The sequence below is a fragment of the Bacillus sp. FSL K6-2839 genome, assembly GCF_038003365.1.
In the GTDB taxonomy this organism is placed as follows: domain Bacteria; phylum Bacillota; class Bacilli; order Bacillales; family Bacillaceae; genus Bacillus.
The window spans coordinates 1,084,441-1,110,886 of record NZ_JBBOOZ010000001.1; the positions used below are offsets into that span (position 1 = coordinate 1,084,441).

24 protein-coding genes and 1 riboswitch are annotated in these 26,446 nt (G+C 44.2%); of the genes, 23 read left to right on the plus strand and 1 reads right to left on the minus strand.

From position 1 onward, the window contains the following. Nucleotides 1-122: 122 nt before the first annotated feature. The 16 genes from MHH26_RS05265 (at nt 123) to MHH26_RS05340 (ending at nt 15,989) form a co-directional block, all read left to right on the plus strand. Nucleotides 123-1,046: an aspartate carbamoyltransferase catalytic subunit gene (locus MHH26_RS05265; RefSeq protein WP_340972665.1), complete on the plus strand. Its 924-nt coding sequence runs from the start codon at nt 123-125 to the stop codon at nt 1,044-1,046. Further along, a complete protein-coding gene (locus MHH26_RS05270) occupies nt 1,030-2,316 on the plus strand; it encodes a dihydroorotase (RefSeq protein ID WP_340972667.1) in 1,287 nt (428 codons plus the stop codon). The genes MHH26_RS05265 and MHH26_RS05270 overlap by 17 nt, the downstream gene beginning before the upstream one ends. Continuing rightward, nucleotides 2,313-3,407: a carbamoyl phosphate synthase small subunit gene (locus MHH26_RS05275; RefSeq protein ID WP_095285152.1), complete on the plus strand. Its 1,095-nt coding sequence runs from the start codon at nt 2,313-2,315 to the stop codon at nt 3,405-3,407. The genes MHH26_RS05270 and MHH26_RS05275 overlap by 4 nt, the downstream gene beginning before the upstream one ends. Next, a complete protein-coding gene (gene carB / locus MHH26_RS05280; RefSeq protein WP_106061516.1) occupies nt 3,392-6,607 on the plus strand; it encodes a carbamoyl-phosphate synthase (glutamine-hydrolyzing) large subunit in 3,216 nt (1,071 codons plus the stop codon). Before MHH26_RS05275 ends, carB begins: the two co-directional genes overlap by 16 nt. Next, entirely contained in the window at nt 6,604-7,380 is a 777-nt protein-coding gene (locus tag MHH26_RS05285; RefSeq protein WP_340972669.1) for a dihydroorotate dehydrogenase electron transfer subunit, read from the plus strand. Before carB ends, MHH26_RS05285 begins: the two co-directional genes overlap by 4 nt. Next, the gene (locus MHH26_RS05290) at nt 7,374-8,306 is read left to right on the plus strand and encodes a dihydroorotate dehydrogenase (protein WP_307499590.1); all 933 of its coding nucleotides are present in this window, start codon (nt 7,374-7,376) and stop codon (nt 8,304-8,306) included. The genes MHH26_RS05285 and MHH26_RS05290 overlap by 7 nt, the downstream gene beginning before the upstream one ends. Further along, the gene (gene pyrF / locus MHH26_RS05295; protein WP_340972671.1) at nt 8,278-8,982 is read left to right on the plus strand and encodes an orotidine-5'-phosphate decarboxylase; all 705 of its coding nucleotides are present in this window, start codon (nt 8,278-8,280) and stop codon (nt 8,980-8,982) included. Before MHH26_RS05290 ends, pyrF begins: the two co-directional genes overlap by 29 nt. 7 nt (nt 8,983-8,989) lie before the next feature. Further along, nucleotides 8,990-9,628, plus strand: a complete 639-nt coding sequence (gene pyrE, locus MHH26_RS05300; RefSeq protein WP_106061514.1) for an orotate phosphoribosyltransferase — start codon at nt 8,990-8,992, stop codon at nt 9,626-9,628. A gap of 295 nt (nt 9,629-9,923) precedes the next feature. Next, nucleotides 9,924-10,026: riboswitch (SAM riboswitch) on the plus strand. Between the two features lie 157 nt (nt 10,027-10,183). Next, nucleotides 10,184-10,243, plus strand: coding sequence for a DUF2292 domain-containing protein (locus MHH26_RS05305; protein ID WP_240667870.1), 60 nt, complete (start codon nt 10,184-10,186; stop codon nt 10,241-10,243). A gap of 36 nt (nt 10,244-10,279) precedes the next feature. Next, nucleotides 10,280-10,981 (plus strand): phosphoadenylyl-sulfate reductase, encoded by a 702-nt coding sequence (locus MHH26_RS05310; protein WP_340972673.1) that lies wholly within the window; start codon nt 10,280-10,282, stop codon nt 10,979-10,981. A 13-nt stretch (nt 10,982-10,994) separates the two neighbouring features. Further along, a complete protein-coding gene (locus tag MHH26_RS05315; RefSeq protein WP_034662477.1) occupies nt 10,995-12,059 on the plus strand; it encodes an inorganic phosphate transporter in 1,065 nt (354 codons plus the stop codon). Between the two features lie 57 nt (nt 12,060-12,116). Beyond that, a complete protein-coding gene (sat, locus tag MHH26_RS05320; protein WP_334749016.1) occupies nt 12,117-13,253 on the plus strand; it encodes a sulfate adenylyltransferase in 1,137 nt (378 codons plus the stop codon). 14 nt (nt 13,254-13,267) lie between these two features. Next, nucleotides 13,268-13,861, plus strand: coding sequence for an adenylyl-sulfate kinase (cysC, locus tag MHH26_RS05325; protein WP_307499594.1), 594 nt, complete (start codon nt 13,268-13,270; stop codon nt 13,859-13,861). Between the two features lie 29 nt (nt 13,862-13,890). Further along, complete coding sequence (gene cobA / locus MHH26_RS05330) at nt 13,891-14,646, plus strand: uroporphyrinogen-III C-methyltransferase (RefSeq protein ID WP_307499595.1); 756 nt, start codon at nt 13,891-13,893, stop codon at nt 14,644-14,646. 73 nt (nt 14,647-14,719) lie between these two features. Further along, nucleotides 14,720-15,505: a sirohydrochlorin chelatase gene (locus MHH26_RS05335; RefSeq protein WP_340972679.1), complete on the plus strand. Its 786-nt coding sequence runs from the start codon at nt 14,720-14,722 to the stop codon at nt 15,503-15,505. Beyond that, the gene (locus tag MHH26_RS05340; RefSeq protein ID WP_034662462.1) at nt 15,486-15,989 is read left to right on the plus strand and encodes a precorrin-2 dehydrogenase/sirohydrochlorin ferrochelatase family protein; all 504 of its coding nucleotides are present in this window, start codon (nt 15,486-15,488) and stop codon (nt 15,987-15,989) included. The genes MHH26_RS05335 and MHH26_RS05340 overlap by 20 nt, the downstream gene beginning before the upstream one ends. A gap of 30 nt (nt 15,990-16,019) precedes the next feature. On the opposite strand, the gene MHH26_RS05345 is transcribed toward MHH26_RS05340, so the two are convergent. Continuing rightward, nucleotides 16,020-17,729, minus strand: a complete 1,710-nt coding sequence (locus tag MHH26_RS05345) for an Rqc2 family fibronectin-binding protein (RefSeq protein WP_340972681.1) — start codon at nt 17,727-17,729, stop codon at nt 16,020-16,022. A gap of 164 nt (nt 17,730-17,893) precedes the next feature. Between MHH26_RS05345 and MHH26_RS05350 the strand changes: the two genes are divergently transcribed. From MHH26_RS05350 to priA, 7 genes are all read left to right on the plus strand, one after another. Then, entirely contained in the window at nt 17,894-20,569 is a 2,676-nt protein-coding gene (locus MHH26_RS05350; protein WP_034662458.1) for a calcium-translocating P-type ATPase, SERCA-type, read from the plus strand. 83 nt (nt 20,570-20,652) lie between these two features. After that, the gene (locus MHH26_RS05355) at nt 20,653-21,528 is read left to right on the plus strand and encodes a YicC/YloC family endoribonuclease (RefSeq protein WP_034662456.1); all 876 of its coding nucleotides are present in this window, start codon (nt 20,653-20,655) and stop codon (nt 21,526-21,528) included. A gap of 76 nt (nt 21,529-21,604) precedes the next feature. Beyond that, complete coding sequence (gene remA, locus MHH26_RS05360) at nt 21,605-21,874, plus strand: extracellular matrix/biofilm regulator RemA (protein WP_008344898.1); 270 nt, start codon at nt 21,605-21,607, stop codon at nt 21,872-21,874. 9 nt (nt 21,875-21,883) lie between these two features. Beyond that, entirely contained in the window at nt 21,884-22,498 is a 615-nt protein-coding gene (gmk, locus tag MHH26_RS05365) for a guanylate kinase (protein ID WP_106030827.1), read from the plus strand. Nucleotides 22,499-22,501: 3 nt separating this feature from the next. Next, nucleotides 22,502-22,705: a DNA-directed RNA polymerase subunit omega gene (gene rpoZ / locus MHH26_RS05370; protein WP_003211647.1), complete on the plus strand. Its 204-nt coding sequence runs from the start codon at nt 22,502-22,504 to the stop codon at nt 22,703-22,705. A 117-nt stretch (nt 22,706-22,822) separates the two neighbouring features. Continuing rightward, entirely contained in the window at nt 22,823-24,040 is a 1,218-nt protein-coding gene (gene coaBC, locus MHH26_RS05375) for a bifunctional phosphopantothenoylcysteine decarboxylase/phosphopantothenate--cysteine ligase CoaBC (protein ID WP_060596219.1), read from the plus strand. Then, complete coding sequence (gene priA, locus MHH26_RS05380; protein WP_340972685.1) at nt 24,037-26,445, plus strand: primosomal protein N'; 2,409 nt, start codon at nt 24,037-24,039, stop codon at nt 26,443-26,445. The genes coaBC and priA overlap by 4 nt, the downstream gene beginning before the upstream one ends. Nucleotide 26,446: the final 1 nt, after the last annotated feature.

Consider the following 26,446-nt stretch of genomic DNA (forward strand, 5'->3'; position numbering starts at 1 on the left):
AGGGTTCTAAAATGAGCAGAATGCACGAAAGTGCCGCTGCTTCTTTTGGAGAACCCTAAGCTGCCGAGGCTTAGGGTTTTTTTGAACCTGAAAGTGATGAAAAACTAGAGGGGGAAGAAAAAATGAATGATCTATCGACAATGAGCAGCTTGTCTACAGAAGAGATTTTACAGCTGATTGAAGAAGCAACGGCTCTCAAAAAGGGGAAACAAGAGCTTGGCTTAGCGGGAGAATTTGTAGCAAACCTCTTCTTTGAACCAAGCACAAGAACACGATTTAGCTTCGAAGTCGCCGAAAAGAAACTGGGGATGAATGTACTGAGCTTAGATGCGGCAAGCACCTCCGTTCAAAAAGGCGAAACCCTATACGATACGGTAAAAACGCTTGAATCCATCGGTGTGAAAGCTTGTGTGATCAGAGACAGCACTGATGAATATTACAACGAGCTAATCGGGAAGGTTGGGATTCCCATCATCAATGCTGGAGATGGCTGCGGGCAGCATCCGACCCAATCACTGCTTGACCTAATGACCATCTATGAAGAGTTTGACGGCTTTGAGGGCTTAACGATTTCGATTCATGGAGACATCAAACACAGCAGGGTGGCAAGGTCAAATGCTGAGGTTCTTTCAAGGCTGGGAGCAACAGTCCTTTTTTCAGGGCCTGCTTCCTTCCAAGATGAGCAAAACCCTCACGGAACGTATGTCCAAGTAGATGAAGCCATCACACAATCTGATGTGGTGATGCTGCTCAGAATTCAGCATGAACGGCACGCTGAAAAAATGGGCAATGAAGATTACTTATCGACTTATGGATTAACAGTAAACAGGGCAAACAACATGAAAGAACGAGCCATTATTATGCATCCAGCACCAGTGAACAGAGGTGTTGAAATAGATGATTCATTAGTAGAGTCAAAGCAGTCAAGGATTTTTAAGCAAATGGAAAATGGAGTCTATATCCGAATGGCCGTATTAAAAAGAGCTTTTCAAAATAGCAGACTACATCAAAAAGGGAGAGATTCTGTCTATGTCATATCTCATTAAAAACGGTTTTATCTTAACAAGCACAGGCGAAAAAGTGCAGCAGGATATTAGGGTAGAAGGAGAAGTGATTCAAGCGATTGGTCACTTAGAAAGAGAAGACGGAGAAGAGGTCATTGATGCTAAAGGGCTATTTGTTTCACCAGGCTTGATTGATCTGCATGTACATTTAAGAGAGCCAGGTGGAGAGAAAAAGGAAACGATTGAAACAGGCTCTAAAGCAGCCGCAAGAGGCGGATATACGACGATTGCAGCTATGCCGAATACACGTCCAGTTCCGGATACAAAAAAGCAAATGGAATGGCTCATGGATCGAATCGAAGAGACCTCTTCTGTCAGAGTACTGCCATACGCCTCCATTACAACTAGACAGATTGGGGAAGAAATGACGGACTTTGCAGCACTAAAAGAAGCAGGCGCCTTCGCTTTTACAGATGACGGAGTCGGCATCCAAACAGCAGGCATGATGTACGAAGCCATGAAAAAGGCAGCAAGTCTTGATCAAGCGATTGTGGCACACTGTGAAGATAACTCGCTCATTTACGGCGGATGCGTTCATGAAGGAGAATTTTCAAAAGCAAATGAATTAAACGGTATACCGTCCATTTGTGAATCGGTGCATATTGCAAGAGATGTTCTTTTAGCAGAAGCAGCGAACTGCCATTATCATGTATGTCATATCAGTACGAAAGAATCTGTGCGAGTCGTTCGCGATGCAAAAAAAGCAGGCATCCGTGTGACAGCTGAGGTGTCACCGCATCACCTGCTGTTATGTGATGCGGACATCCCTGGTCTTGATACAAACTATAAAATGAACCCGCCGCTCAGAGGAAAAGAGGATCGCGAGGCACTGATCGAGGGACTTTTAGATGGAACGATTGATTTCATCGCAACAGACCATGCGCCGCATACTGAAGAAGAAAAGAACGAAACGATGCAGCGTGCACCTTTTGGAATTGTCGGGCTTGAAACAGCGTTCCCGCTTCTGTATACACGATTTGTCAAAACTGGCGAATGGACATTAAAAGAACTCGTTGATTATATGACAATCAAGCCAGCAGAAGCCTTCTCTCTTCCATATGGAAAGCTGGAAGAAGGACAAACAGCTGATATCACACTCATTGATTTAAACAAAGAAATGGCAATCGATAAAAAAAGCTTCTTATCAAAAGGGCAAAATACACCGTTTGACAAATTGACTGTATCAGGATGGCCGGTCATGACGCTTGCATCTGGGAAAGTCGTGTATGAAGAGGGGAGACTAGTAAAATGAAGAGACGCTTAGTGCTAGAAAACGGAACAGTATTCGAAGGAACAGGCTTTGGCAGCTTAGAATCGTCAGTCGGAGAAGTCGTCTTTAATACAGGGATGACGGGCTATCAAGAAATTTTGTCTGATCCATCATACTGCGGACAAATTGTCACACTCACTTATCCGCTCATCGGCAACTATGGCATTAACCGTGATGATTTTGAATCGATCACACCGTTTGTAAAAGGGCTGATTGTGAAGGAACTTTGTGAAAAGCCCTCAAACTGGCGCTCTTCATACTCACTAGATGAATACTTAAAAATGAAAAACATTCCAGGTCTTAGCGGAATCGATACACGGAAGCTGACGAGAATGATTCGAAGTGCAGGGACTTTAAGAGGGGCGTTTGCAGGACCGGATGAACAAGTGGAAGACGTAGTTCGCCGCCTTCAAACAATGCAGCTGCCGACTGATCAAGTGAGTCAAGTATCTGTGAAAAATGCGTATCCAAGCCCGGGAAGAGGAAAAAGAATTGTCCTTGTCGATTTCGGCATGAAGCATGGCATTTTGCGCGAGCTCAATAAACGTGACTGTGATGTCATCGTGGTGCCGTACAATATCACGGCAGATGAAGTGCTGCAGTTAAAGCCTGATGGGATCATGCTTTCAAACGGCCCTGGAGACCCTGTTGATGTACCAGAAGCAGTCGAGATGATTCAGCAATTGATTGGAAAGGTTCCGCTCTTTGGCATTTGTCTTGGACATCAATTATTCGCTCTTGCGTGCGGCGCAAGTACTGAAAAAATGAAATTCGGTCACAGAGGCTCGAATCACCCAGTCAAAGAACTAGCCACCGGCAAGGTGACACTGACATCTCAAAATCACGGCTACACAGTTAGTGCAATTAACGAGGACGTGCTCGAAGTCACACATATCGCCCTAAACGACAATACGATTGAAGGGTTAAAACATAAAGAAGCACAAGCATTCACTGTCCAGTATCACCCAGAAGCGTCACCAGGTCCAGAAGATGCGAACTACTTATTCGACCAGTTCATGGACATGATTCATACAACTGAGAAAGAAGGGGAAGAAGTATGCCAAAACGCGTAGACATCAAAAAGATTTTAGTCATCGGTTCAGGTCCAATCATCATCGGACAGGCAGCGGAGTTTGACTATGCAGGCACACAGGCTTGCTTAGCACTGAAAGAAGAGGGCTATGAAGTCGTTCTTGTGAATTCCAATCCAGCGACCATCATGACAGATACAGAAATGGCCGATAAGGTATACATCGAACCACTGACACCAGAATTCTTAACACGAATCATTCGAAAAGAACGTCCTGATGCGATCTTGCCAACACTTGGCGGACAAACTGGACTTAACCTTGCTGTTGAATTATCAGACCTTGGCGTATTAGCTGAATGCGGTGTTGAAGTATTAGGAACAAAGCTGTCAGCTATTCAAAAAGCAGAGGACAGAGATTTATTCCGTAATCTGATGAATGAACTAAATGAGCCTGTACCAGAAAGTGAAATCATCCATAACCTTGAAGAAGCGATGGCGTTTACGAATCAAATCGGTTTCCCTGTCATTGTGAGACCAGCTTATACATTAGGCGGAACAGGCGGCGGAATTTGTACAAACGAGCAAGAGCTGAAGGAAATCGTCGAAAACGGACTGAAGTTAAGCCCAGTCACACAATGCTTACTTGAAAAAAGCATTGCAGGTTTTAAAGAAATTGAATATGAAGTCATGCGTGATAGCGGTGATCATGCGATCGTTGTTTGTAACATGGAAAACTTTGATCCTGTCGGTATCCACACAGGTGACAGTATCGTTGTGGCGCCAAGCCAAACATTAAGTGACCGTGAATATCAGCTGCTTCGCAATGTGTCGCTCAAGCTGATCCGGGCACTTGGCATTGAAGGCGGCTGTAACGTACAGCTGGCGATTGACCCAGACAGCTTTCAATACTATATCATCGAAGTAAACCCGCGCGTGAGTCGTTCTTCTGCACTTGCGTCGAAAGCAACTGGTTATCCAATTGCCAAACTTGCAGCGAAAATTGCTGTCGGCTTAACGCTTGATGAAATGATGAACCCAGTTACAGGTAAAACCTATGCCGCCTTCGAGCCGGCACTTGATTATATTGTGTCTAAAATCCCGCGCTGGCCGTTTGATAAATTCGAATCTGCCAACAGACGTCTTGGGACGCAAATGAAAGCAACTGGTGAAGTGATGGCGATCGGCCGTACATTAGAAGAGTCTCTTCTAAAGGCTGTCCGTTCACTTGAAGCTGATGTGCATCACATTGAATTAAAAGATGAAGCAGATATCACAAACGAAGTACTTGAAAAGCGGATTATCAAGGCGGGAGACGAACGATTATTCTATATCGCCGAGGCGCTTAGAAGAGGCTATACGGTTGAACAAATACATGAATTCTCAAAAATTGATTACTTCTTCCTTCATAAGCTGGAAGGCATCATCGCATTTGAAAAGACATTAAAAGAAAACAAAGGCAATACAGACGTATTAAAAGAAGCGAAAGATAAAGGCTTCTCAGACATCTATATTAGCCGCGAGTGGAATATGAATGAAGCGGATGTCTACAAGCTAAGACAAGAAGCAGGCATCGTACCTGTCTACAAAATGGTAGATACTTGTGCGGCTGAATTTGAATCCGAGACGCCATATTTCTATAGCACGTATGAAGATGAAAATGAATCAGAACGCACAGACAAGAAAAGCGTCATCGTATTAGGCTCAGGTCCTATCAGAATCGGTCAAGGAGTTGAATTTGATTATGCGACGGTTCATTCTGTGTGGGCAATTAAACAAGCAGGCTATGAAGCAATCATTATTAACAACAACCCTGAAACGGTCTCAACAGACTTTAGTATTTCAGATAAGCTCTACTTTGAACCACTCACTGTAGAAGATGTGATGCACATCATTGATCTTGAGCAGCCTGAAGGAGTCGTCGTCCAGTTCGGCGGACAAACGGCGATCAACCTAGCAGATGAATTATCAAATAGAGGGGTGAAGATTCTCGGCACTTCTCTTGAAGACCTAGACCGCGCCGAAAACCGAGACAAGTTTGAACAAACATTAGAAGCACTCGGCGTGCCGCAGCCTAAAGGGAAAACAGCTACGTCTGTGCCTGAAGCTGTAGCGATTGCAAATCAGATCGGCTACCCAGTCCTTGTCCGTCCTTCCTATGTATTAGGCGGTCGTGCGATGGAAATCGTTTATCAAGAAGAAGAGCTTCTTCACTACATGGAGAATGCGGTGAGAGTCAATCCGCAGCACCCAGTGTTAATTGACAAATATTTGACGGGAAAAGAAATTGAAGTAGATGCCGTATCTGATGGGGAAACTGTCGTGATCCCAGGCATTATGGAACATATTGAAAGAGCCGGGGTCCACTCCGGTGACTCGATTGCGGTTTACCCGCCGCAAACATTGTCTGATGAGATCAAAGCGAAGATCGCAGAATACACGATCAAGCTTGCAAAAGGCCTCAACATTATTGGGCTGCTAAACATTCAATTTGTTCTCTCGAAAGGTGAAGTGTACGTACTTGAAGTGAATCCTCGTTCAAGCCGGACAGTTCCTTTCTTAAGTAAAATCACGGGCATCCCGATGGCAAATCTAGCGACAAAAGTCATTTTAGGTGACAAGCTTAAAAACTATGGCTACGAAGAAGGACTTCACACAGAGCAAGAAGGGGTGTACGTCAAAGTTCCAGTCTTCTCTTTTGCAAAACTAAGAAGAGTGGATATTACACTCGGGCCTGAAATGAAATCTACAGGTGAGGTCATGGGGAAAGATGTCACAATTGAAAAAGCCCTCTACAAAGGATTAATTGCATCAGGCATTCAAATTCCTAAAGACGGAACAGTTCTTCTAACAGTTGCTGATAAGGATAAAGAAGAAGGACTTGAGATTGCAAGAAGATTCCATTCGATCGGCTATCATATTTTAGCGACAGAAGGAACGGCGAATTACTTAAAACAAGCCTCCATCCCATCAAGTGTTGTCGGCAAAATAGGAGAAGAAGGCAAAAACCTTCTCGATGTCATTCGAAACGGGGAAGCCCAATTTGTCATCAACACTCTGACAAAAGGAAAACAGCCGGCAAGAGACGGCTTTAGAATCAGACGTGAAGCTGTTGAAAATGGCGTAGCTTGCTTAACGTCGCTAGATACAGCAGAAGCCATTTTAAGAGTGCTGGAAAGCATGACATTTAGAGCGGACGAAATGCCAGAAGTGAAAACGAATGCTGAGGTGACAGTAACGATATGAAAAAAGCATACTTGACGGTCGTCTCAAACCGAGAGATCGCTGATCATATTTACGAAATGACATTAAAAGGTGACCTTGTGGACTCCTTTCAAACGGCTGGACAATTTCTTCATATCAAGGTCAGCGAGTCCATGACACCGCTGCTGAGAAGACCGATCAGTATTGCCAATATTCATGCCGAGAAACAAGAAGCAACCATCATCTACCGCGCAGAGGGAGAGGGCACAAAGCTCCTTTCCCAAAAGCGGGATGGGGAATCCATCGATGTATTAGGACCGCTTGGCAACGGGTACGATCCTTCAGTTGTTCAGCCAGGTCAGACAGCCTTACTAGTCGGCGGTGGAATTGGTGTACCGCCTTTATATGAACTGTCCAAGCGTTTAACGAAAAAAGGTGTCATCGTCAAGCATGTCCTTGGCTTTCAATCGAAAAAGGATGTATTTTACGAGGAGAAATTCCAAGCACTCGGAGATACGTTTATCGCGACAGTTGATGGGACATATGGTTCAAAGGGCTTCGTGACAGGTGTCATTGAAGAGAATGATTTGAGCTTTGATGTCATGCTTTCCTGCGGACCGACACCTATGTTAAAAGCACTAAAAGACTTTTATCCCGATAAGCCTGTCTACATTTCAATGGAAGAACGAATGGGCTGCGGGATTGGTGCTTGCTTTGCATGTGTCTGTCATACCGACCAGCACGAAAAACCTTACGTCAAAGTCTGTCTGGATGGACCTGTATTTAAAGCAGAGGAGGTGGCATTGTCATGCTAAACGTTGAGTTACCCGGCTTATCTTTAAAGAATCCGATTATCCCTGCATCAGGCTGCTTTGGATTCGGAAGGGAATTTGCTTCATTATATGACTTATCAGTGCTGGGCGGTATCATGATCAAGGCCACAACCCTTGAACCGAGATTTGGCAACCCGACACCAAGGGTAGCGGAGACAGGTGCCGGTATGCTCAATGCCATCGGTCTTCAAAATCCAGGCCTAAAAGGCGTGCTGGAAAATGAATTGCCTTGGCTTGAGCAGTTTGATACGCCGATCATTGCAAACGTCGCTGGCTCACAGGTCGATGATTATGTCGAAGTAGCCAAGCAAATCAGCCAAGCAAAAAATGTCCATGCCCTTGAACTGAATATTTCATGTCCGAATGTCAAAACAGGCGGAATTGGCTTTGGTACAGATCCTCAAATGGCAGCAGCATTGACAAAAGCGGTGAAGGACGTCTCCTCCGTTCCTGTCTATGTCAAACTGTCTCCTAACGTAGCCAATATTGTAGAGATTGCTCAAGCGATTGAATCTGCTGGAGCGGATGGACTCACGATGATTAACACGTTAATCGGTATGCGTTTAGATTTAAAAACGGGGAAACCGATTCTTGCCAATAAAACAGGCGGATTATCAGGCCCTGCTGTCAAACCTGTCGCTGTGCGCATGGTACATGAGGTCAGTCAAGCAGTGTCTATCCCGATTATCGGAATGGGCGGGGTGCAAAGTGCTGAAGATGTACTTGAATTTTTACTAGCAGGTGCAAGTGCAGTAGCTGTTGGCACAGCCAATTTTGTGAACCCGTTTATTTGCCCAGAAATCATTGAAGAACTGCCAAGAGTGTTAGCAGCATATGGCTATTCATCTGTAGAGGAATGTATCGGAAGGAGCTGGAAACATGAAGCACTTGCCCATCATCGCGCTTGATTTTCCGGTAGCGCAGGAAGCGCTCGCCTTTTTAAAACCCTTTGAAGGGACGCCATTATTTGTGAAGGTCGGCATGGAGCTGTTTTACCAAGAAGGACCTGCTATCCTTGACGAGCTCAAAGAAAAAAACTGCCGCATTTTCCTCGATCTCAAATTACATGACATTCCAACAACGGTGCAAAAAGCAATGAACCGGCTTGCCGCACTTGGTGTTGATTTGGTCAATGTGCATGCTGCTGGCGGGAAACATATGATGCAAGCTGCGTTAGAAGGGCTTGAAAGCGGGACGCCTGCTGGACAAAGACGTCCGGGCATTATTGCAGTGACTCAGCTGACGAGTACGTCAGAAGGCATGATGAGAAGCGAATTACTCATAGACCGTCCGCTGCAAGAGACTGTCATCCGGTACGGTCAATTGGCATATGAAAGTGGACTAGACGGTGTTGTTTGCTCTGTTCATGAATCCAAAGCCCTTCATGAGCACATCTCACCTGCCTTTCTCACTGTCACGCCGGGGATTCGCTTACTAAATGATCAAACCGATGACCAAAAGCGTGTGGCGACTCCTGCTTATGCAAAAGAGCAAGGTGTTTCACAAATTGTTGTCGGAAGGTCAATCACGAAAGCTGAAAAACCATTGGAAGCCTATCATCAAATTTTAAAAGAGTGGGAGTGACTGCCAGATGAAAACAAAAATCGCTAAACACCTATTACAAATCAAAGCGGTCTCATTAAAACCAGACGAACCGTTTACATGGGCAAGCGGTATCAAATCACCGATCTATTGTGACAACCGTCTTACCTTGTCCTACCCAGAAGTCAGACACGACATTGCTGAAGGTCTTAAAGAGTTGATTCTCACCCATTTTGAAGGAGCGGAGGTTGTTGCTGGTACTGCAACAGCAGGCATCCCGCATGCGGCATTAGCGGCAGACCGTCTGAACGTGCCGATGTGTTATGTGAGAAGTAAGCCAAAAGCACATGGAAAAGGGAATCAAATTGAAGGAGCCGTATCAAAAGGTCAAAAGGTGGTCGTCGTAGAAGACTTGATTTCAACAGGAGGCAGTGTGCTTGAAGTGGTCGCTGCTCTTCAAGAAGCGGGCTGTGACGTACTAGGAGTTGCCGCGATCTTCACATACGGACTGCCAAAAGCTGCGGCAGCATTTCAAGAGAAAAACATTCCATATGTCACCCTAACAGACTATGACACACTGACAGACGTGGCACTTGAGCTGAAAGCGATCGAGCCTTCTGCTATGAATAAACTAAAACGCTGGAGACAAGATCCTTCCTCTGAATCTTGGATGGAAGAAACCGTCTAAAAAGCTGCGCGTACCCGCACAGCTTTCAGCGTGTAGACAAACCCTCGCATTCTTTGTCAGAACTGCGTGCCGGTGCTCACGAATGTTCAATTCGCTCCGCTCCGGTACTCGTCCTTCCTAGACTGCAAAGGTTTTCTATCACGCTGAATACAATATGAAGCTGCGCGTACCCGCACAGCTTTTTTATTTGGTTAAAAATAGTAAAATAGACTCAAATTCAAATAAAAACTAATCCTATCAATAAAGTCGGGTTGACTTTTGTTTGAATTGTGTTAATATTTAAGACAAATTAAAACACTTATCCAGAGAGGTGGAGGGACTGGCCCGATGAAGCCCGGCAACCTGCGATTTGCAAGGTGCTACTTCCTGCAAAATGATTCTATTTTGAAAGATAAGGAAATGAGCTTCCTCATCTTTCTTTCGGACTGAAAGGAAGTTTTTTTATTTTAACGCTGAGGAGGAAGACGAGATGGAAGTGAAGCGAAATCAGTATGAAGACTTATTGAAGCGTATGCAGAAACTGAAGGAAGATATGAATTCGGTTCAGTTACGCTGATTGTTCAGGACGGTCAAGTGATTCAAGTGGAAGAAAATAGAAAAAGTCGGTTGACGTAGTGCGGAGAGTAGTGATACTCCGGAAGGGGAGAAACAATGTTAACTTATGAAAATTGGCAAGAGCCGTCCATTACATTTCAAGAGGATGATTTGTATAAAGGGGCCTTATCTGTGCTGAAATGGGCATACGGTCATTATGGTGATCAACTCGTTTATGCATGCAGCTTTGGTATTGAAGGCATCGTCCTCATTGATCTTATTGCGAAAGTAAAAAAGGATGCAAGAATTGTCTTTTTAGATACAGGTCTGCATTTTAAGGAAACGTACGACACAATTGATGCGGTAAAGGAAAGATACCCTGGTTTAGATATTGTGCTGAAAACCCCTGAGCTGACGGTTGAGGAGCAAAACGATCAGCATGGTGATCAGCTATGGAAAACGGACCCTCAAAGCTGCTGCCATATGCGTAAGGTCATTCCTTTGCAAGAAGCGCTATCCGGCTATCCGGCATGGCTTTCTGGCTTAAGAAGAGAGCAGTCACCCAAGCGAGCAGGGACGAACTTTTTAAATCAGGATGAAAAATTCAAATCAGTGAAAGTATGTCCGCTTATCCACTGGACGTGGAAGGACATATGGAGATATGCATCTAGAGAGGAACTTACTTATAATCCGCTGCATGATCAGGGATATCCAAGTATCGGCTGTGCCCCGTGTACACAGCCGGCATTTACTGCCGAGGATCTTCGTTCTGGCAGATGGTCAGGCACAGCTAAGACTGAGTGCGGATTACATGAGTAAGGGAGCATAATGTATGGAAATCGCCGCAATTTTATTTAGTTTATTTTTCGCTCTAAACATTGGCGCGAGTGGTGCAGCTGCTTCGATGGGCATCGCGTACGGGTCAGGTGCTATTCAAAAGCCTATCTATGCACTTAGCGTATGTGCAGTTGGGATTTTAGCAGGTTCAGTCATTGGCGGCGGTGAGGTCGTCAAAACGATTAGCTCTGGAATTATGCCTGAATCCGTCATTACACTTGAAATTGTTTGTATTATTATTGGTTCTGCTGCATTATCACTCTTTATAGCGAATCTGATGGCCATCCCTTTATCAACAAGTGAGGTCACAGTAGGTGCTGTCGTTGGAGTTGCGGTAGCGTATAAAGTATTGTATGTGAAATCCATTTTAGTCATTGTGTCATTTTGGGTCATCATTCCTATTGTTGCTTTTCTTTTTACATTCGTTGTAGTCAAAATCATCAGAATGTTCCCGAAACGAACCTTTTCAAAAAAAGGCACCATGATTTTATCGATCGTTTTGATCATCAGTGGATTTCTAGAAGCGTTTTCTGCTGGGATGAACAATGTCGCAAATGCTGTAGGCCCCCTTGTTGCTTCAGGCATTTTATCCGTTGGGCAAGGAACGCTTTACGGCGGACTTTTCGTTGCACTGGGTGCCCTTTTATTAGGAAGAAGAGTGCTTGAAACAAACGGAAAGAAAATCACTCGCTATCAAACAGGTGAAGGGATTTTGCTTTCGAGTACCGGTGCTGGACTTGTCATCGTCAGCTCTATTTTTGGGCTGCCAGTTCCACTTACCCAAATCACCTCCTCGTCTATCATTGGGCTTGGAATGGCAAAAGGCGGACCAAATATTTTTCATAAACATGTGGTGAAAAAAATGCTGAAAGTGTGGGTAGTGTCACCCTTTTTATCACTTAGCCTATCGTATTTGCTGGTGAGCCTTTTCTTAAAAGGAGACTATTATTCTATCTTTATCATGATGAGTGTACTGCTTGCCTCACTTGGTGCGCTGAGTCTGATGAAGGCAGTCAAAAATGAAAGCAGCTCGATTCATGAACAGGGCGGCGGGATTTAACGACAAATCCGACTATTTACATCTAATAAATATGAACATTGAGAGGAAGATGAACAAATGAGTTTAACACCACATGGTGGCGTATTAATTAATCGAGTAAATGAAGAGTATGATCTCAGCACGGCTGCAAAGGAAATTGAACTAGATGCTATCTCCTTTGCAGACCTTGAACTCATAGCAATTGGCGGGTATAGTCCAATTGAAGGGTTTTTAACAAAAGCTGATTATGAAGCCGTTGTGAGCAGTATGCGGTTAGCAAGTGGTGTCGTTTGGTCTCTTCCTATTACACTGCCAGTGACAAAGGAAAAGGCAGCGGAAATCCATCAAGGCGATATTGTGCGTCTATCGTATAATGGAACTGTATATGGGGTGATTGAAGTAGAGGATCAATACACACCAGATAAGGAAAAAGAAGCGGTGAATGTATATAAAACTGATGACCGCAATCATCCAGGCGTGAAAAAATTATTTGAACGCGGTGACATATACATTGGTGGTAAAATTACACTGACGAAACGCAGTGAAAAACCATTCCCTCAATTTACGTATGAGCCAGAAGAAACAAGACGGCATTTCAAAGAAAACGGCTGGAAAACCATTGTTGGTTTCCAAACGAGAAACCCTGTTCACCGTGCCCATGAATATATTCAAAAGACAGCACTTGAAACAGTCGATGGTTTGTTTTTAAATCCACTTGTCGGTGAAACAAAATCAGACGATATTCCGGCAGACGTGAGAATGAAAAGCTATCAAGTGTTATTGAACGGTTATTATCCAAAGGGTCGCGTCTTTTTAGGTGTTTTTCCTGCGGCAATGCGTTATGCTGGACCAAAGGAAGCAATCTTTCACGCGCTTGTTCGTAAAAATTACGGCTGCACTCATTTTATTGTGGGAAGAGATCATGCGGGTGTTGGTGATTATTACGGCACATACGAGGCGCAGGAGCTATTTGAACAATTTACAAGTGAAGAAATTGGCATTACCCCGTTAAAATTTGAACATAGCTTCTACTGTAATACATGTGAAGCAATGGCAACACCAAAAACATGTCCTCACGATAAAAGCGAGCATGTCATTCTTTCAGGTACAAAGGTTCGAACGATGCTGAGAAACGGTGAATTACCGCCAAGCACGTTCAGCCGAAAAGAAGTTATTGAAACATTAATCGAAGGATTAAAAACGACGGTATCTTAATGGGAGGGTATGACATGAGCAATGAACATATCGTGTGGCATGATTCATCTATTACAAAAAAAGAATATCAACAGAAAAACAATCATACGAGCGGCATTATTTGGCTCACGGGTCTAAGTGGGTCAGGTAAATCAACGATCGCAAATGCAGCGGCCAGAGAGCTGTTTGAACAAGGCTATCAAGTCACCGTTCTTGATGGCGATAATGTAAGGCATGGCCTGAATAAAGATTTAGGGTTTTCAGATGATGACAGAAAAGAGAACATCCGCCGCATCGGAGAAGTGGCAAAATTATTTGTTGAACAAGGAACGATTGTCATCACGGCTTTTATTTCTCCGTTTCAAGAAGACCGCCGCATTGTCAGACAGTTAGTTGATGCGGGAGAATTTCACGAAGTGTTTGTAAAATGTGATCTGAACGTATGCGAAGAGCGTGATCCAAAGGGGTTATATAAAAAAGCCAGAAATGGCGAAATTCCATTTTTCACCGGAATTGATTCACCGTATGAAGAACCAGCAGCACCTGAGCTCGTTCTAGATACAGGTGAATTATCTCGTGAAGAGTCCAAACAGCGTCTTGTTGATTATGTAAAGGGAAGAGCGAAATAATCGCCTGATGGCAGGGGGAGAAAAGCACGATGGGGAAAGTATACATTGTGGGGGCTGGACCTGGGGATCCAGACTTAATTACATTAAAAGCCCATAAGGCAATACAGCAGGCAGATGTCATTTTATATGATCGCCTTGTCAATCAAGAAATACTCGCCCACGCCAAACCCGAGGCGGAATTAATCTATTGCGGCAAGCTGCCAAATCATCATACGATGAGACAGGAAGCCATCAATGAAGCCCTTGTGGCCCATGCAAAGGAAGGGAACGTTGTCGTTCGGCTGAAAGGCGGCGACCCCTTTGTATTCGGCCGAGGCGGTGAAGAAATCGAATGCTTAGCTGAGCACGGAATTCCGTATGAAGTCGTCCCTGGAATTACCTCTGGTATTGCAGCGGCCGCTTATGCAGGCATTCCCGTGACGCACCGTGAATTCAGCTCAAATGTCGCTTTTGTCACGGGTCACTATCAAAAGGATGAGCATTTTGAAGAAAAGTGGGAAGCGCTGGCTACAGGGATTGATACCCTTGTGATTTACATGGGCGTCAAAAACGTGGAAAGAGTGCAGCAGCTTCTTTTAAAAAATGGACGCGATCCTGAAACGCCAGCAGCGTTTATACACTGGGGAACTACGACGAGGCAAAAGACGACTTGCTGCACTGTGGCGACACTGTCTGAAACAGTTGAAAAAGAAGGCATCGAGCATCCAAGTTTAATTGTAGTTGGAGATGTCGTTCATTTTCACCAAAAACTGAGCTGGTTTGAACCCGCCTTAATCGAGAAATGAGAATGATAAAGAAAAGACACGTACATCGATCGTGTCTTTTCGTCTGATCAAAACAAGTAGAGGGAGAAGCCACATGAAACAAGCTGTACTTTATGTTGGGCATGGAAGCAGAGTAAAAGAAGCACAAGATAAAGCCATTTCTTTTATGAAAAGCTGTATGCCGTTAGTAGAAGCAGATATACAAGAAATTTGTTTTTTAGAACTGACAGCCCCTTCTATAGAAGAAGGATTTGAAGCCTGTGTGAAAAAAGGAGCTACACACATTGCGATCGTCCCGCTCCTCCTTTTAACTGCCATGCATGCCAAATCAGATATTCCAGTCGAGATTGAGAAAGTACAAAAGCGATATCCGCAAGTGAAGGTCACATACGGAAAACCAATCGGGGTCAATCAAGAAGTGACAAAAGCGGTTGCTGCAAGAATTGAAGAGGCAGGATATCAAGGCGGGAAAGCACGGATTCTTTTAATTGGCCGCGGAAGCTCTGACCCCGATGTGAAGCGGGATGTGTTTGGCATTGCAGACGATGTCCGGCGCCTGCTCCCTCTCGCAGAGGTCTTGCCATGTTTTATTACGGCATGTGAGCCAAATTACCGAGATGTTCTTGTGCAATTAACAGCAGATGATGATGCGCCTGTTTATCTCGTTCCTTACTTGTTGTTTACGGGTATTTTAATGAAAGAGATTGAAAATGAAGCGGCTCAGGCGAGAAAGAGGCTGAAAGATGTCCGGGTATGCCGGTATATTGGCTTTCATCCGCATGTAAAAGCGGCTTATATTGAACGCGTGCAAGAAACCATTTTAAACAAAGACGATGCGTTTCATTTCCAAGGAGAAAGCCATGCTTCCAGTCCATCTTGATTTAACCGATCAACAAGTGCTCATCGCCGGCGGTGGACGAATAGCCGCAAGAAGGGCAGAGGCGCTATGCATAGAGCCTTGCCATATAACCGTCGTGAGTCCTGATATTTCTAAAGAGATGGCACGTCTCATTGATACATACAACCTGAATTGGAAGGAAAAGAAAGTGGACGTGGAAGATTTAGAGGGTGCATTTTTCATTGTAGCTGCTACAAACGATCCAGCGGTAAATGAATGGATTGCACAAACAGCCCGGCCTCACCAGCTTGTGAATTGTGTGAGCCAATCAGAGCTTGGCAATGTGATCGTGCCAAAGGTGGTCAAAGCAGGGAAAGTGACGATTTCAGTCTCTACAAGCGGTGCGAGCCCAGCCCGGACAAAACAACTGGCTGCGGAAATTGAGGCGTTGCTTGAACAAGAGGATGTAGATGCACTTGACGCTCTCTATATCGAAAGAAAAAAACAACAAAGAAAAAGCCGATAAAATCTCTTTAAGGGATTTTATCGGCTTTTATTATTTTCGCAGCTTTAGGACCACATCTTCGTCAGGCGTGACAAATAATGTTTGCTGCTGATCATACGTCACAAATCCTGGCTTTGCTCCATTTGGTTTTTTCACATGCCGGATTTTCGTATAATCGACAGGAACGGAGCTCGACTCTTTTGCTTTCGAGAAGTAGGCAGCGATTTGAGCCGCTTCAAGCAGCGTCTCTTCATCAGGCGCTTGATGACGGATGACGACATGTGATCCAGGAATATCCTTCGTATGCAGCCAAATGTCGTCACGGGCAGCAGCCTTTGTGGTTAAATACTCGTTTTGTTTGTTGTTTTTTCCGACTAAAATCGGAATACCTTGAGACGATTCATACGTTTCAAGCTGAATGGCCGCCTGTTTTTTCTTTTTGGCGTTGCGCTTTTGTTTGGCGCGTAAATATTTTCCTTCAACAAGTTCTTCTCTCATTTCCTCTAAATCCTTCGGTGAGGCAGAGGATAGCTGCTGAATCAACTCTTCAAAATAAGCAATCTCTTCATGCGTTCGCTCAATTTGTTCATTGACCGCTTCTACTGCATTTTTTGCCTTTTGATATTTTGTGAAATATGCCTGTGCATTTTCAGAAGGGGTTTTGTTTGTTTTAAGCGGGATCGTGATCTCTCCGCCATCTTCATCGTAATAATTGATGACAGTCGCTTCTTTATCCCCTTTTTTGATGGCATATAAATTGGCTGTTAACAATTCGCCATAGAGCTGATATTTATATGCATGTTGAGATTCTTCAAGAGTTCTTTTCAGTTTTTTGAGCTTGTTTTCATTTTTCTTTTTTTCATTTACGACAAACCGTTCAAGGTCAGACGCCTGCTGTTTAACTCTGTCTCTCTCAGCTTTTCCGAAATAAAAGCGGTCAAGCAGCTGGCTGAGAGAGTCGAATGTCTTCATCTCGCCATGGACATGCTGAAGTTCTAATAAATAGAAATATTCTTTCCCGTCTTTTCTTGTGAGCTGCGGGGTAAAGGAGTGCATGCGAATAAGCTGGAACATGTCGAGCAGTGTATTTGGAATCGTTTCCTGATTGACAAGACCGGCCCTGTGTACAGCTTCCTTTGCAAACAGCGGAGAAACCCCAGAGAATGTATCGACAATTTGATTTGCGATCTTTCCTTCTTGAAAGCGTAAATGCTTTAAAATATCATCCTTCGTCACTTCAAACGGATTCAATTTTTGCTGTGCAGGCGGCAGAAGGTATTCGTGACCAGGAAGTACTGTTCGATAGCTGTTCACAGATGGAGAAAGATGCTTTAGGCCATCGATGATCTGCTGCGTGTCATCTTCGACAAGAATCAAATTACTATGCCTTCCCATGATTTCAATGTAGAGCTTTCGAGTCTGTTCGTCGCCAATTTCATTGCGGCTTCGTACATGAAGTACGATTACCCGGTCAAATCCAATCTGTTCAAAACGTTCAATGAATCCGCCCTCAAGATGCTTTCTGAGGAGCATACAAAACATTGGAGGTTCGCTTGGATTGTCATATTGATGCTCTGTGAGCTGAATTCTAGCGTAGCTCGGATGAGCGGATAAAAGGAGCTTGTGATTTTTTCCGTTTGCCCGGATATGAAAAATCAGCTCGTGCTTATATGGCTGATGAATTTTTGAAATTCTTCCGCCAGTTAATGTCTCTTGCAATTCATTTGTCATACCATATGTAAAAATGCCGTCAAATGACATGTTGGATACACCCTCTTCTTTCACACAAATCTACTGAAAGAACCTTCCGTTTCTCGTTCTTTAGGCAGTCTTATTATTATAGCATGATTTAGGACGAGTCTGAATAAACTGGCTTATAGAACACTGCATATGAGAGAGAACAAAAGAGGAGTGGACGAGGTCAAATGAATTGGCATGAACTGAACCAAACCGATTTATTAAAAACAATGAATACATCGATAGGTGACGGACTGTCAGAAAAAGATGTACAAAAACGGCTTGAAAAACACGGGCCAAATGAATTGCAGGAAGGGAAAAAGGCGTCGGCTCTGATCATTTTTTTAGCGCAATTTAAAGATTTTATGGTGTTAATTTTGCTTGCGGCAACGATCATTTCTGCTTTTTTAGGCGAATACATTGATGCTGTAGCAATTGTAGCGATTGTTCTGATTAATGGAGTGCTCGGCTTTTATCAAGAACGCCGCGCGGAAAAATCTCTTCAAGCGCTAAAGGAATTATCAACCCCGCATGTGTATGCAAGGAGAAATAATGAATGGGTCAAGATCCCGTCTAAACATCTCGTGCCAGGGGATATTGTGAAATTTTCGAGTGGAGACCGGATTGGGGCAGACATTAGATTACTAGAAACCAAAAGTTTAGAAATTGAAGAGTCCGCACTCACTGGTGAGTCCATCCCTGCGGTCAAACACGCAAGTCCACTTTCACGAGACCATGTCTCGCTTGGAGATTTGACGAACATGGCCTTTATGGGGACGCTTGTTACTAGAGGAAGCGGCGTGGGCGTTGTGATTGGTACAGGAATGAATACAGCGATGGGACAAATTGCCGGCATGCTGGATGCAGCAGGGAATATGGAAACACCGCTGCAAAGACGTCTCGAACAGCTGGGAAAAATCCTGATTGTTGCTGCTTTATTTTTAACGGTGCTCGTTGTGGTTCTTGGCGTTGTACAAGGACATGATTTGTATCATATGTTCCTGGCGGGAGTATCTCTTGCAGTTGCTGCCATTCCTGAAGGACTGCCGGCGATTGTTACCGTCGCACTTTCCTTAGGAGTGCAGCGGATGATCAAACAAAAATCGATTGTCAGAAAGCTTCCGGCGGTGGAAACACTTGGCTGCGCGTCGATCATTTGCTCAGATAAAACAGGAACAATGACGCAAAATAAAATGACTGTGACACATGTATGGGCAGAGGGCAAAACGTGGAATATTTCTGGTACGGGCTATGAGCCATCTGGTGATTTCACCTTAAACGGAGAACTTGTCCATGTAGACAAACATCCAAGTCTGCAAAAGGTGTTATTATACGGGGCGCTTTGTAATACATCGACCATCATTGAAAAAGATGGCGAAATGAGGCTTGATGGAGATCCGACAGAGGGGGCACTTCTCACCGCAGCACGTAAAGCAGGGTTTACAGAGCAATTCATCGAAGCCGGATTTCACGTTGTAGAGGAGTTTCCTTTTGATTCAGAAAGAAAGATGATGTCAGTCGTCGTCGAAACGAATCAAAAAGAGCGGTATGTCATTGCAAAAGGTGCGCCGGATGTCCTGATGAACCGTTCAAGTCATATCATGCACGGCGGCCGCACAGCTTCTTTTTCAACCACTCACAGGCAAGAAACAGAGGCTGCGATTCAAGGCTTAGCAAGACAAGCGCTGAGAACGATTGCCATTGCGTATAAAAAAGTCGGTCTGACAGAAAAAATCAACTCTGTCCAGCAGGCTGAAACCGATTTGACATTTATCGGGTTAGAGGGCATGATCGATCCACCTCGTCCTGAAGTCAGACGAGCGATTAAAGAGTGCAGGGATGCTGGCATAAAAACAGTCATGATTACAGGGGATCACGTGGAAACAGCCAAAGCGATTGCCAAAGACTTGAGCCTTTTACCAAAGCAAGGAAAGGTACTCGACGGAAAAGCGCTGGATCAGATGAGTGACAAAGAGCTTGAGCAAACGGCTGAAAATGTATACGTCTTTGCACGGGTATCACCAGAGCATAAGCTGAGAATTGTGAAGGCCTATCAAAAAAATGGACATATTGTAGCGATGACAGGTGACGGGGTCAATGATGCGCCTGCGATTAAGCAAGCAGATATCGGCATCTCCATGGGCATCACTGGAACAGACGTAGCCAAAGAAGCATCTTCTCTTATTTTACTTGATGACAACTTTGCGACCATTAAATCGGCCATTAAAGAAGGCCGGAATATTTATGAAAACATTCGTAAGTTTGTCCGGTATTTGCTGGCTTCAAATGTGGGAGAAATTTTAGTTATGCTGTTTGCGATGCTTCTAGCGCTTCCGCTTCCTCTCGTTCCTATTCAAATTTTATGGGTCAACCTTGTCACAGATGGTCTTCCAGCGATGGCACTTGGCATGGATAAGCCAGAAGGCGATGTCATGAAGCGAAAGCCGAGGAACATGAAAGAGGGCATTTTTGCTAGAGGGCTCGGCTGGAAGGTTGTATCTAGAGGATTCCTCATCGGGCTTGCGACCCTTTTAGCATTTATGTTTGTGTATCACCGCGATCCAAACAACCTGCAATATGCACAGACTGTTGCATTTAGTACGCTTGTTTTGGCGCAGCTCATTCATGTATTTGACTGCCGCAGTGAACGGTCCATCTTTGAACGCAATCCATTCGGGAATCTTTACTTGATCGGTGCGGTTTTGTCATCACTTTTACTTATGTTTGTGGTCATTTATTATCCGCCGCTTCAGCCGATTTTCAAAACGGTGGCCATTGCACCAATTGATTGGCTGCTGATCATCGGTATGTCTGCACTGCCAACTTTTTTACTGGCAGGATCACTTTTGACAAGAAAAAAATAATTCGTTATGGTATAATTTTGAGGTAATAGTGTCTGCTATTACCTTTTTCATTTTATTAATATGAAAGAATTGGGTGTTTTGACATGATACGCAGTATGACGGGATTCGGCCAAGCGAGTAAAACGGATGGAGAACTGACAGTGTCAGTTGAGCTAAAATCGGTCAATCACCGTTTTAAAGAGGTTCATGCCCGTTTGCCGAGGCCGCTTTTATATTTCGAAGACACATTAAAAAAAATCATTCTTCGTCACGTGCAGCGCGGTAGAATTGAGCTGTTTGTCACGATTGAAGGCGGTAAACTAGCAAGCCGGTCCTTGCAGATCGACTGGCCGCTGCTTGATGAATACATGAAAGCCGCAAAAGACCTCGAGAAGCGCTATCACATTTCAGGCATTCAGCATGTACATGACTTACTGGGGCTGGAGCATGCCGTTCAAGTAGAAGAGTCGGCCAGCCGAAATGAGCAGTTAGAGCAATTGCTGATGGATGCTTGTGAAACGGCTGTCAAGGAGCTTTGCTTCATGAGAGAGCAGGAGGGGACATCACTTCAAAAAGACTGTGAGCTGAGGCTTTCTGAATTAGAGGCCTATACAGAAGAAATCAAAGTCTTTGCACCAGAGGTTGTGACTCAGTATAAAGACAGGCTCAATCAGCGATTGCAAGAATGGATCGGAGAGGCGCTTGACGAAAGCAGATTGACAACAGAGGCTGCCATCTTTGCTGACCGCTGTGACATTACAGAAGAGATTACGAGATTGAAAAGTCACTTTCAGCAGTTCCAGCAAATCTTGATGCAAGGCGGTGCTGCCGGCAGGAAACTTGATTTTCTTGTACAGGAGCTCAACCGTGAAGTGAACACCATTGGCTCAAAAGCGAACCATCATCATTTAACAAAGCTGGTGGTTGAAATGAAAAGTGCTATTGAAAAAATAAAAGAACAAGTGCAAAATATAGAATAGTCATTGTGTATGCTGTTTACAGTACGTCTCTTTCGGCGAGACTAGAGACGTTTATATTACAGGGGGACGTTAGAAGATGACCATAAAGTTGATCAATATCGGATTTGGAAACATCATTTCAGCGAATCGGATGATTTCGATCGTCAGTCCAGAATCAGCACCGATTAAACGAATGATACAAGACGCAAGAGATCGAGGCATGCTCATAGATGCTACATACGGAAGAAGAACCCGTGCTGTTGTCATTATGGACAGTGACCATGTCATCTTATCTGCCGTTCAGCCTGAGACTGTCGCGCAAAGACTTTCTGTAAAAGAAGAAATCATAGATGAAGGGCAGGGGTAATACGCCATTATGAAAGAAAGAGGACTTTTAATCGTTCTCTCTGGACCTTCGGGAGTTGGTAAAGGAACGGTCAGACAAGCCATTTTCTCCCAGGAAGATACGGAATTTGAATACTCTATTTCTGTGACGACACGTAAACCGCGTGAAGGTGAAAGAAATGGTGTCGATTATTTCTTTAAATCCAGGGAAGAATTTGAACATATGATTGAAAACAAAAAGCTGTTAGAATGGGCAGAGTATGTCGGGAATTACTACGGCACGCCTGTTGACTATGTAGAACAGACATTAAGCGAAGGAAAAGATGTTTTCCTTGAAATCGAAGTGCAAGGTGCACTTCAAGTAAGAGAAGCATTTCCAGAAGGTCTTTTTATTTTCCTTGCACCGCCTAGTCTTTCAGAACTTCAAAACCGCATCATTACACGTGGTACAGAGTCTGAGGAGCTCATTCGCAATCGAATGGCTGCTGCAAAAGAAGAGATTGAAATGATGGATGCTTACGACTATGTCGTGGAAAACGATGATGTCGAGCTTGCTTGTGAAAGAATCAAAGCGATCGTCCTTGCAGAACACCTGCGCAGAGACAGAGTCGCACCAAGATATAAAAAAATGCTGGGGGTAGAATAAACTATGTTAGATCCTTCAATTGACTCATTGATGAACAAACTTGATTCAAAATATACACTTGTGACAGTGTCTGCACGCCGTGCACGTGAAATGCAGATCCACCAAGATCAGCAAATTGAAAATACAAAGTCTTACAAATTCGTAGGCAAAGCACTGGAAGAAATCGATGCCGGTCTTTTGACATTTGAAAAAGAGGATCAAGAATAACACATCGCTTCTGCTATGCAGATACGATACGTTCAAAAAAGTCAAAACTATGATTGGTTTTGACTTTTTTGAATTGTAGACGAATTTGTGAAAAAGGCCGTTAAGGGGGACAAACAAATGTTACAGTCAAAAAATATTTTGCTCGGCGTCAGCGGAGGAATCGCCGTATATAAAGCAGCTGCTCTTACTAGTAAACTCGTACAGGCGGGCGCAAATGTAAGAGTGATTATGACGGAATCTGCCCGTGAATTTGTGTCTCCGCTTACCTTCCAAGCTCTGTCTCGACATGAGGTGTATGTGGATACATTTAAAGAAAACAATCCAAAAGTCATTGCGCATATTGACGTAGCTGACTGGGCCGATCTCATTCTTGTTGCCCCTGCAACAGCACATACGATTGGTAAAATGGCGGCAGGGCTTGCAGATGATATGCTCACGACGACCTTACTTGCTTCAACCGCTCCTGTATGGATCGCACCAGCAATGAATGTGCATATGTATGATCACCCGGCTGTAAAGCGGAACATTCGCACATTATATGAGGACGGCTACCGGTTTATTGAGCCGAGTGAAGGTTATTTAGCCTGCGGCTACATTGGAAAAGGGCGGTTAGAGGAGCCTGAAAAAATTGTTGAGCACATCCGTGCATTTTTTGAAGAGCCAAAAAGCTTACCGCTTTCAGGTAAAAAAGTCGTGGTGACAGCAGGTCCTACACGAGAAGTCATCGATCCTGTGCGTTTCTTTACAAATCGATCGTCAGGAAAAATGGGCTATGCGATTGCAGAGGCTGCGCAGCAAATGGGGGCTGATGTCACGCTCATTTCAGGACCTGTTTCTTTAACGGCACCTGACCATGTACATGTGGTGCACGTTGAATCGGCAGAGGACATGTATCAAGCCGTATTAGATGTGTACGAGGAAGCGGACCTTGTCATTAAATCAGCAGCGGTCGCCGACTATACCCCTGTGACATCATATCCTCATAAAATGAAAAAACAGGACGGCGCCTTAGAGATTGAATTCACCCGGACAAAAGATATTTTAAAAGAGCTGGGGAAAAGAAAAGAGCATCAAGTGCTTGTCGGTTTTGCAGCTGAAACGCAGGATGTAGAATATTATGCGAAAAAGAAAATCGAATCCAAGCATTTAGATATGATTGTGGCCAACAACGTCACAAAAGAAGGTGCAGGCTTTGGCACAGACACAAATGTAGCAGCAATCATCAAAGCAGATGGTACAACAAAAGAGCTGCCGATGATGAGCAAAAAAGACCTCGCTTTTGAAATCTTAAAGGAGGCAAAACAGCTGTTGCCAAAAGAGCGTGATCGAGCATGATTGCTGAAGTCATCGTGGATGTCACAACGAAAGCCATTGACCGGCCATTCGATTACCGTGTACCAGATCGATTCAAAGATCTCGTCAAAGCGGGAATGAGGGTGGTCGTTCCCTTTGGCCCAAGGAAGATTCAAGGGTTTGTGACAAAAGTCAAAGACGAAACAGACATAAAGACAGGAAACATCAAGGACATTGTCGATTTATTTGATTTATCACCTGTTCTGACAGATGAGCTATTGGAGCTTTCCCACTGGCTGACGGAAAAAACATTGTCCTATCACATTACGGCACTTCAATCGATGCTGCCTGCAGCCATGAAGGCGAAGTATGAAAAAGAAATTCAGGTGCTGTCAGATGAAGAACTTCCGCAGTCATTGAAAGAGCTTTTCGGTCAGCGAGATAGCATCCTTTACGCTGACATCCCGGCCGAACAACTAAAACAGATTCAAAAGCATGTCCAAAAAGGTCATCTAGAGGTAAGGTATCACGTCTCGCAAAAATCTGGAAAGAAAAAGGTGCGCATGCTCCATCTAGCTGTATCGAAAGATAAGCTTGAAGAAAAACAACAGCAGCTTAAGAAAAATGCGGTGAAACAAAAGGCACTGCTCTCCTTTTTGCTTCAAGCGAGTGAGACGGCCTTTTTAGCGAAAGACTTGCAGCAGCAAACAGGCGCGAGTTCTCAAACGCTTAAAACCTTTATTCAAGAAGGGCTGCTAACAGAAAGCTATGAAGAGGTCTACCGTGATCCTTATCGTGACCGGGCGTTTACACCATCTGCTTCACTTGATCTCATGCCAGAACAAGCAGAAGCGGCAAAACATATTCATCAAGCAGTCAGTGATGACCGGCATGAAACCTTTCTGCTGCACGGGGTGACAGGAAGCGGTAAAACGGAAATATACTTGCAGACGATTGATCATGCCCTTCAAAAAGGAAAAGAAGCGATCGTCCTCGTTCCTGAAATCTCGTTAACCCCTCAAATGGTTCAGCGGTTTAAAGAACGGTTCGGCTCAAATGTGGCTGTACTTCACAGCGGCTTATCGACAGGGGAAAAATATGATGAATGGCGGAAAATCCACCGCAAGGAAGTCAAGCTTGTCGTGGGCGCGAGATCTGCTGTTTTCGCTCCATTTGAAAATCTAGGCATGATTATCATAGATGAAGAGCATGAATCTTCTTATAAACAAGAAGAAATGCCTCGTTATCATGCCAAGGATGTCGCCATTGAACGAGCCAGAAGGCATCGATGCCCAGTCGTATTAGGCAGTGCAACCCCTTCACTTGAAACCTATGCGCGTGCGAAAAAAGGCGTGTTTACATTGCTGACGCTTAAACATCGCGTCAACCAGCAGCAGCTGCCGCACGTTTCGTTAATTGATATGAGAGAAGAATTGAGAAATGGCAACAGGTCCATGTTTTCAGAAGAATTAATGCTCAGATTAAAGGAAGTGCTTGAAAGAAAAGAACAAGCCGTCTTATTTCTGAATAAAAGGGGCTATTCATCCTTTGTGATGTGCCGTGATTGCGGATATGTGGAGCAATGTCCTCATTGCGAAATTTCTCTCACCTATCACCGCTATCAAAAACGGCTGAAATGCCATTATTGCGGGCACGAAGCACCGGTGCCTGCTGAATGTCCAGAATGCCATAGTGAGCATATTCGCTATTTTGGGACGGGTACGCAGCGTGTAGAAGAAGAGCTTACAAAAGTACTGCCTGAGGCAAGAGTGATCCGAATGGATGTGGATACAACGTCTCGTAAAGGTGCTCACGAAAAGCTCCTCACGTCTTTTGGCAATAAAGAAGCGGACATTTTGCTCGGGACGCAGATGATAGCAAAAGGGCTAGATTTCCCAGATGTCACACTTGTTGGTGTTCTCAGTGCGGATACGTCTCTTCATATTCCTGATTTTCGTTCAAGTGAAAAAACATTTCAGCTTCTCACGCAGGTCAGCGGCAGGGCAGGACGTCATGAAAAAGCGGGTTCTGTGATCATTCAATCGTATACGCCTTCTCACTATAGTATTGAATTAACGAAGCAGCATGACTATGAAGCCTTTTATGAACAGGAGATGCTGCATCGCCGCCACCAGTCCTATCCGCCGTATTACTATTTGGCAATGGTGACGGTATCACACGAGGAAGTGACGAAGGCAGCGCATGTCACTGATCAAATTGTCCAGTTCCTAAAAATGAACTGTGCACCGAACACAAGAATCCTTGGTCCGGCTGCATCACCAATCGCTAAGATCAAAGATAGATATCGATATCAATGCGTGATAAAATACAAAAGGGAAAATGAACTGGCAAGTTTACTACGGAAAATACAAGATCATTATCAAAAGGAAATGGAACAAAAACAATTGATGATTTCAATAGATATGAATCCATATATGATGATGTAAA

Coding starts and splice junctions, on each gene's coding strand:
- MHH26_RS05265 (WP_340972665.1), top strand. CDS start 123: ATGAATGATCTATCGACAATGAGCAGCTTGTCTACAGAAGAGATTTTA.
- MHH26_RS05270 (WP_340972667.1), top strand. CDS start 1,030: ATGTCATATCTCATTAAAAACGGTTTTATCTTAACAAGCACAGGCGAA.
- MHH26_RS05275 (WP_095285152.1), top strand. CDS start 2,313: ATGAAGAGACGCTTAGTGCTAGAAAACGGAACAGTATTCGAAGGAACA.
- carB (WP_106061516.1), top strand. CDS start 3,392: ATGCCAAAACGCGTAGACATCAAAAAGATTTTAGTCATCGGTTCAGGT.
- MHH26_RS05285 (WP_340972669.1), top strand. CDS start 6,604: ATGAAAAAAGCATACTTGACGGTCGTCTCAAACCGAGAGATCGCTGAT.
- MHH26_RS05290 (WP_307499590.1), top strand. CDS start 7,374: ATGCTAAACGTTGAGTTACCCGGCTTATCTTTAAAGAATCCGATTATC.
- pyrF (WP_340972671.1), top strand. CDS start 8,278: ATGAAGCACTTGCCCATCATCGCGCTTGATTTTCCGGTAGCGCAGGAA.
- pyrE (WP_106061514.1), top strand. CDS start 8,990: ATGAAAACAAAAATCGCTAAACACCTATTACAAATCAAAGCGGTCTCA.
- MHH26_RS05310 (WP_340972673.1), top strand. CDS start 10,280: ATGTTAACTTATGAAAATTGGCAAGAGCCGTCCATTACATTTCAAGAG.
- MHH26_RS05315 (WP_034662477.1), top strand. CDS start 10,995: ATGGAAATCGCCGCAATTTTATTTAGTTTATTTTTCGCTCTAAACATT.
- sat (WP_334749016.1), top strand. CDS start 12,117: ATGAGTTTAACACCACATGGTGGCGTATTAATTAATCGAGTAAATGAA.
- cysC (WP_307499594.1), top strand. CDS start 13,268: ATGAGCAATGAACATATCGTGTGGCATGATTCATCTATTACAAAAAAA.
- cobA (WP_307499595.1), top strand. CDS start 13,891: ATGGGGAAAGTATACATTGTGGGGGCTGGACCTGGGGATCCAGACTTA.
- MHH26_RS05335 (WP_340972679.1), top strand. CDS start 14,720: ATGAAACAAGCTGTACTTTATGTTGGGCATGGAAGCAGAGTAAAAGAA.
- MHH26_RS05340 (WP_034662462.1), top strand. CDS start 15,486: ATGCTTCCAGTCCATCTTGATTTAACCGATCAACAAGTGCTCATCGCC.
- MHH26_RS05345 (WP_340972681.1), bottom strand. CDS start 17,729: ATGTCATTTGACGGCATTTTTACATATGGTATGACAAATGAATTGCAA.
- MHH26_RS05350 (WP_034662458.1), top strand. CDS start 17,894: ATGAATTGGCATGAACTGAACCAAACCGATTTATTAAAAACAATGAAT.
- MHH26_RS05355 (WP_034662456.1), top strand. CDS start 20,653: ATGATACGCAGTATGACGGGATTCGGCCAAGCGAGTAAAACGGATGGA.
- remA (WP_008344898.1), top strand. CDS start 21,605: ATGACCATAAAGTTGATCAATATCGGATTTGGAAACATCATTTCAGCG.
- gmk (WP_106030827.1), top strand. CDS start 21,884: ATGAAAGAAAGAGGACTTTTAATCGTTCTCTCTGGACCTTCGGGAGTT.
- rpoZ (WP_003211647.1), top strand. CDS start 22,502: ATGTTAGATCCTTCAATTGACTCATTGATGAACAAACTTGATTCAAAA.
- coaBC (WP_060596219.1), top strand. CDS start 22,823: ATGTTACAGTCAAAAAATATTTTGCTCGGCGTCAGCGGAGGAATCGCC.
- priA (WP_340972685.1), top strand. CDS start 24,037: ATGATTGCTGAAGTCATCGTGGATGTCACAACGAAAGCCATTGACCGG.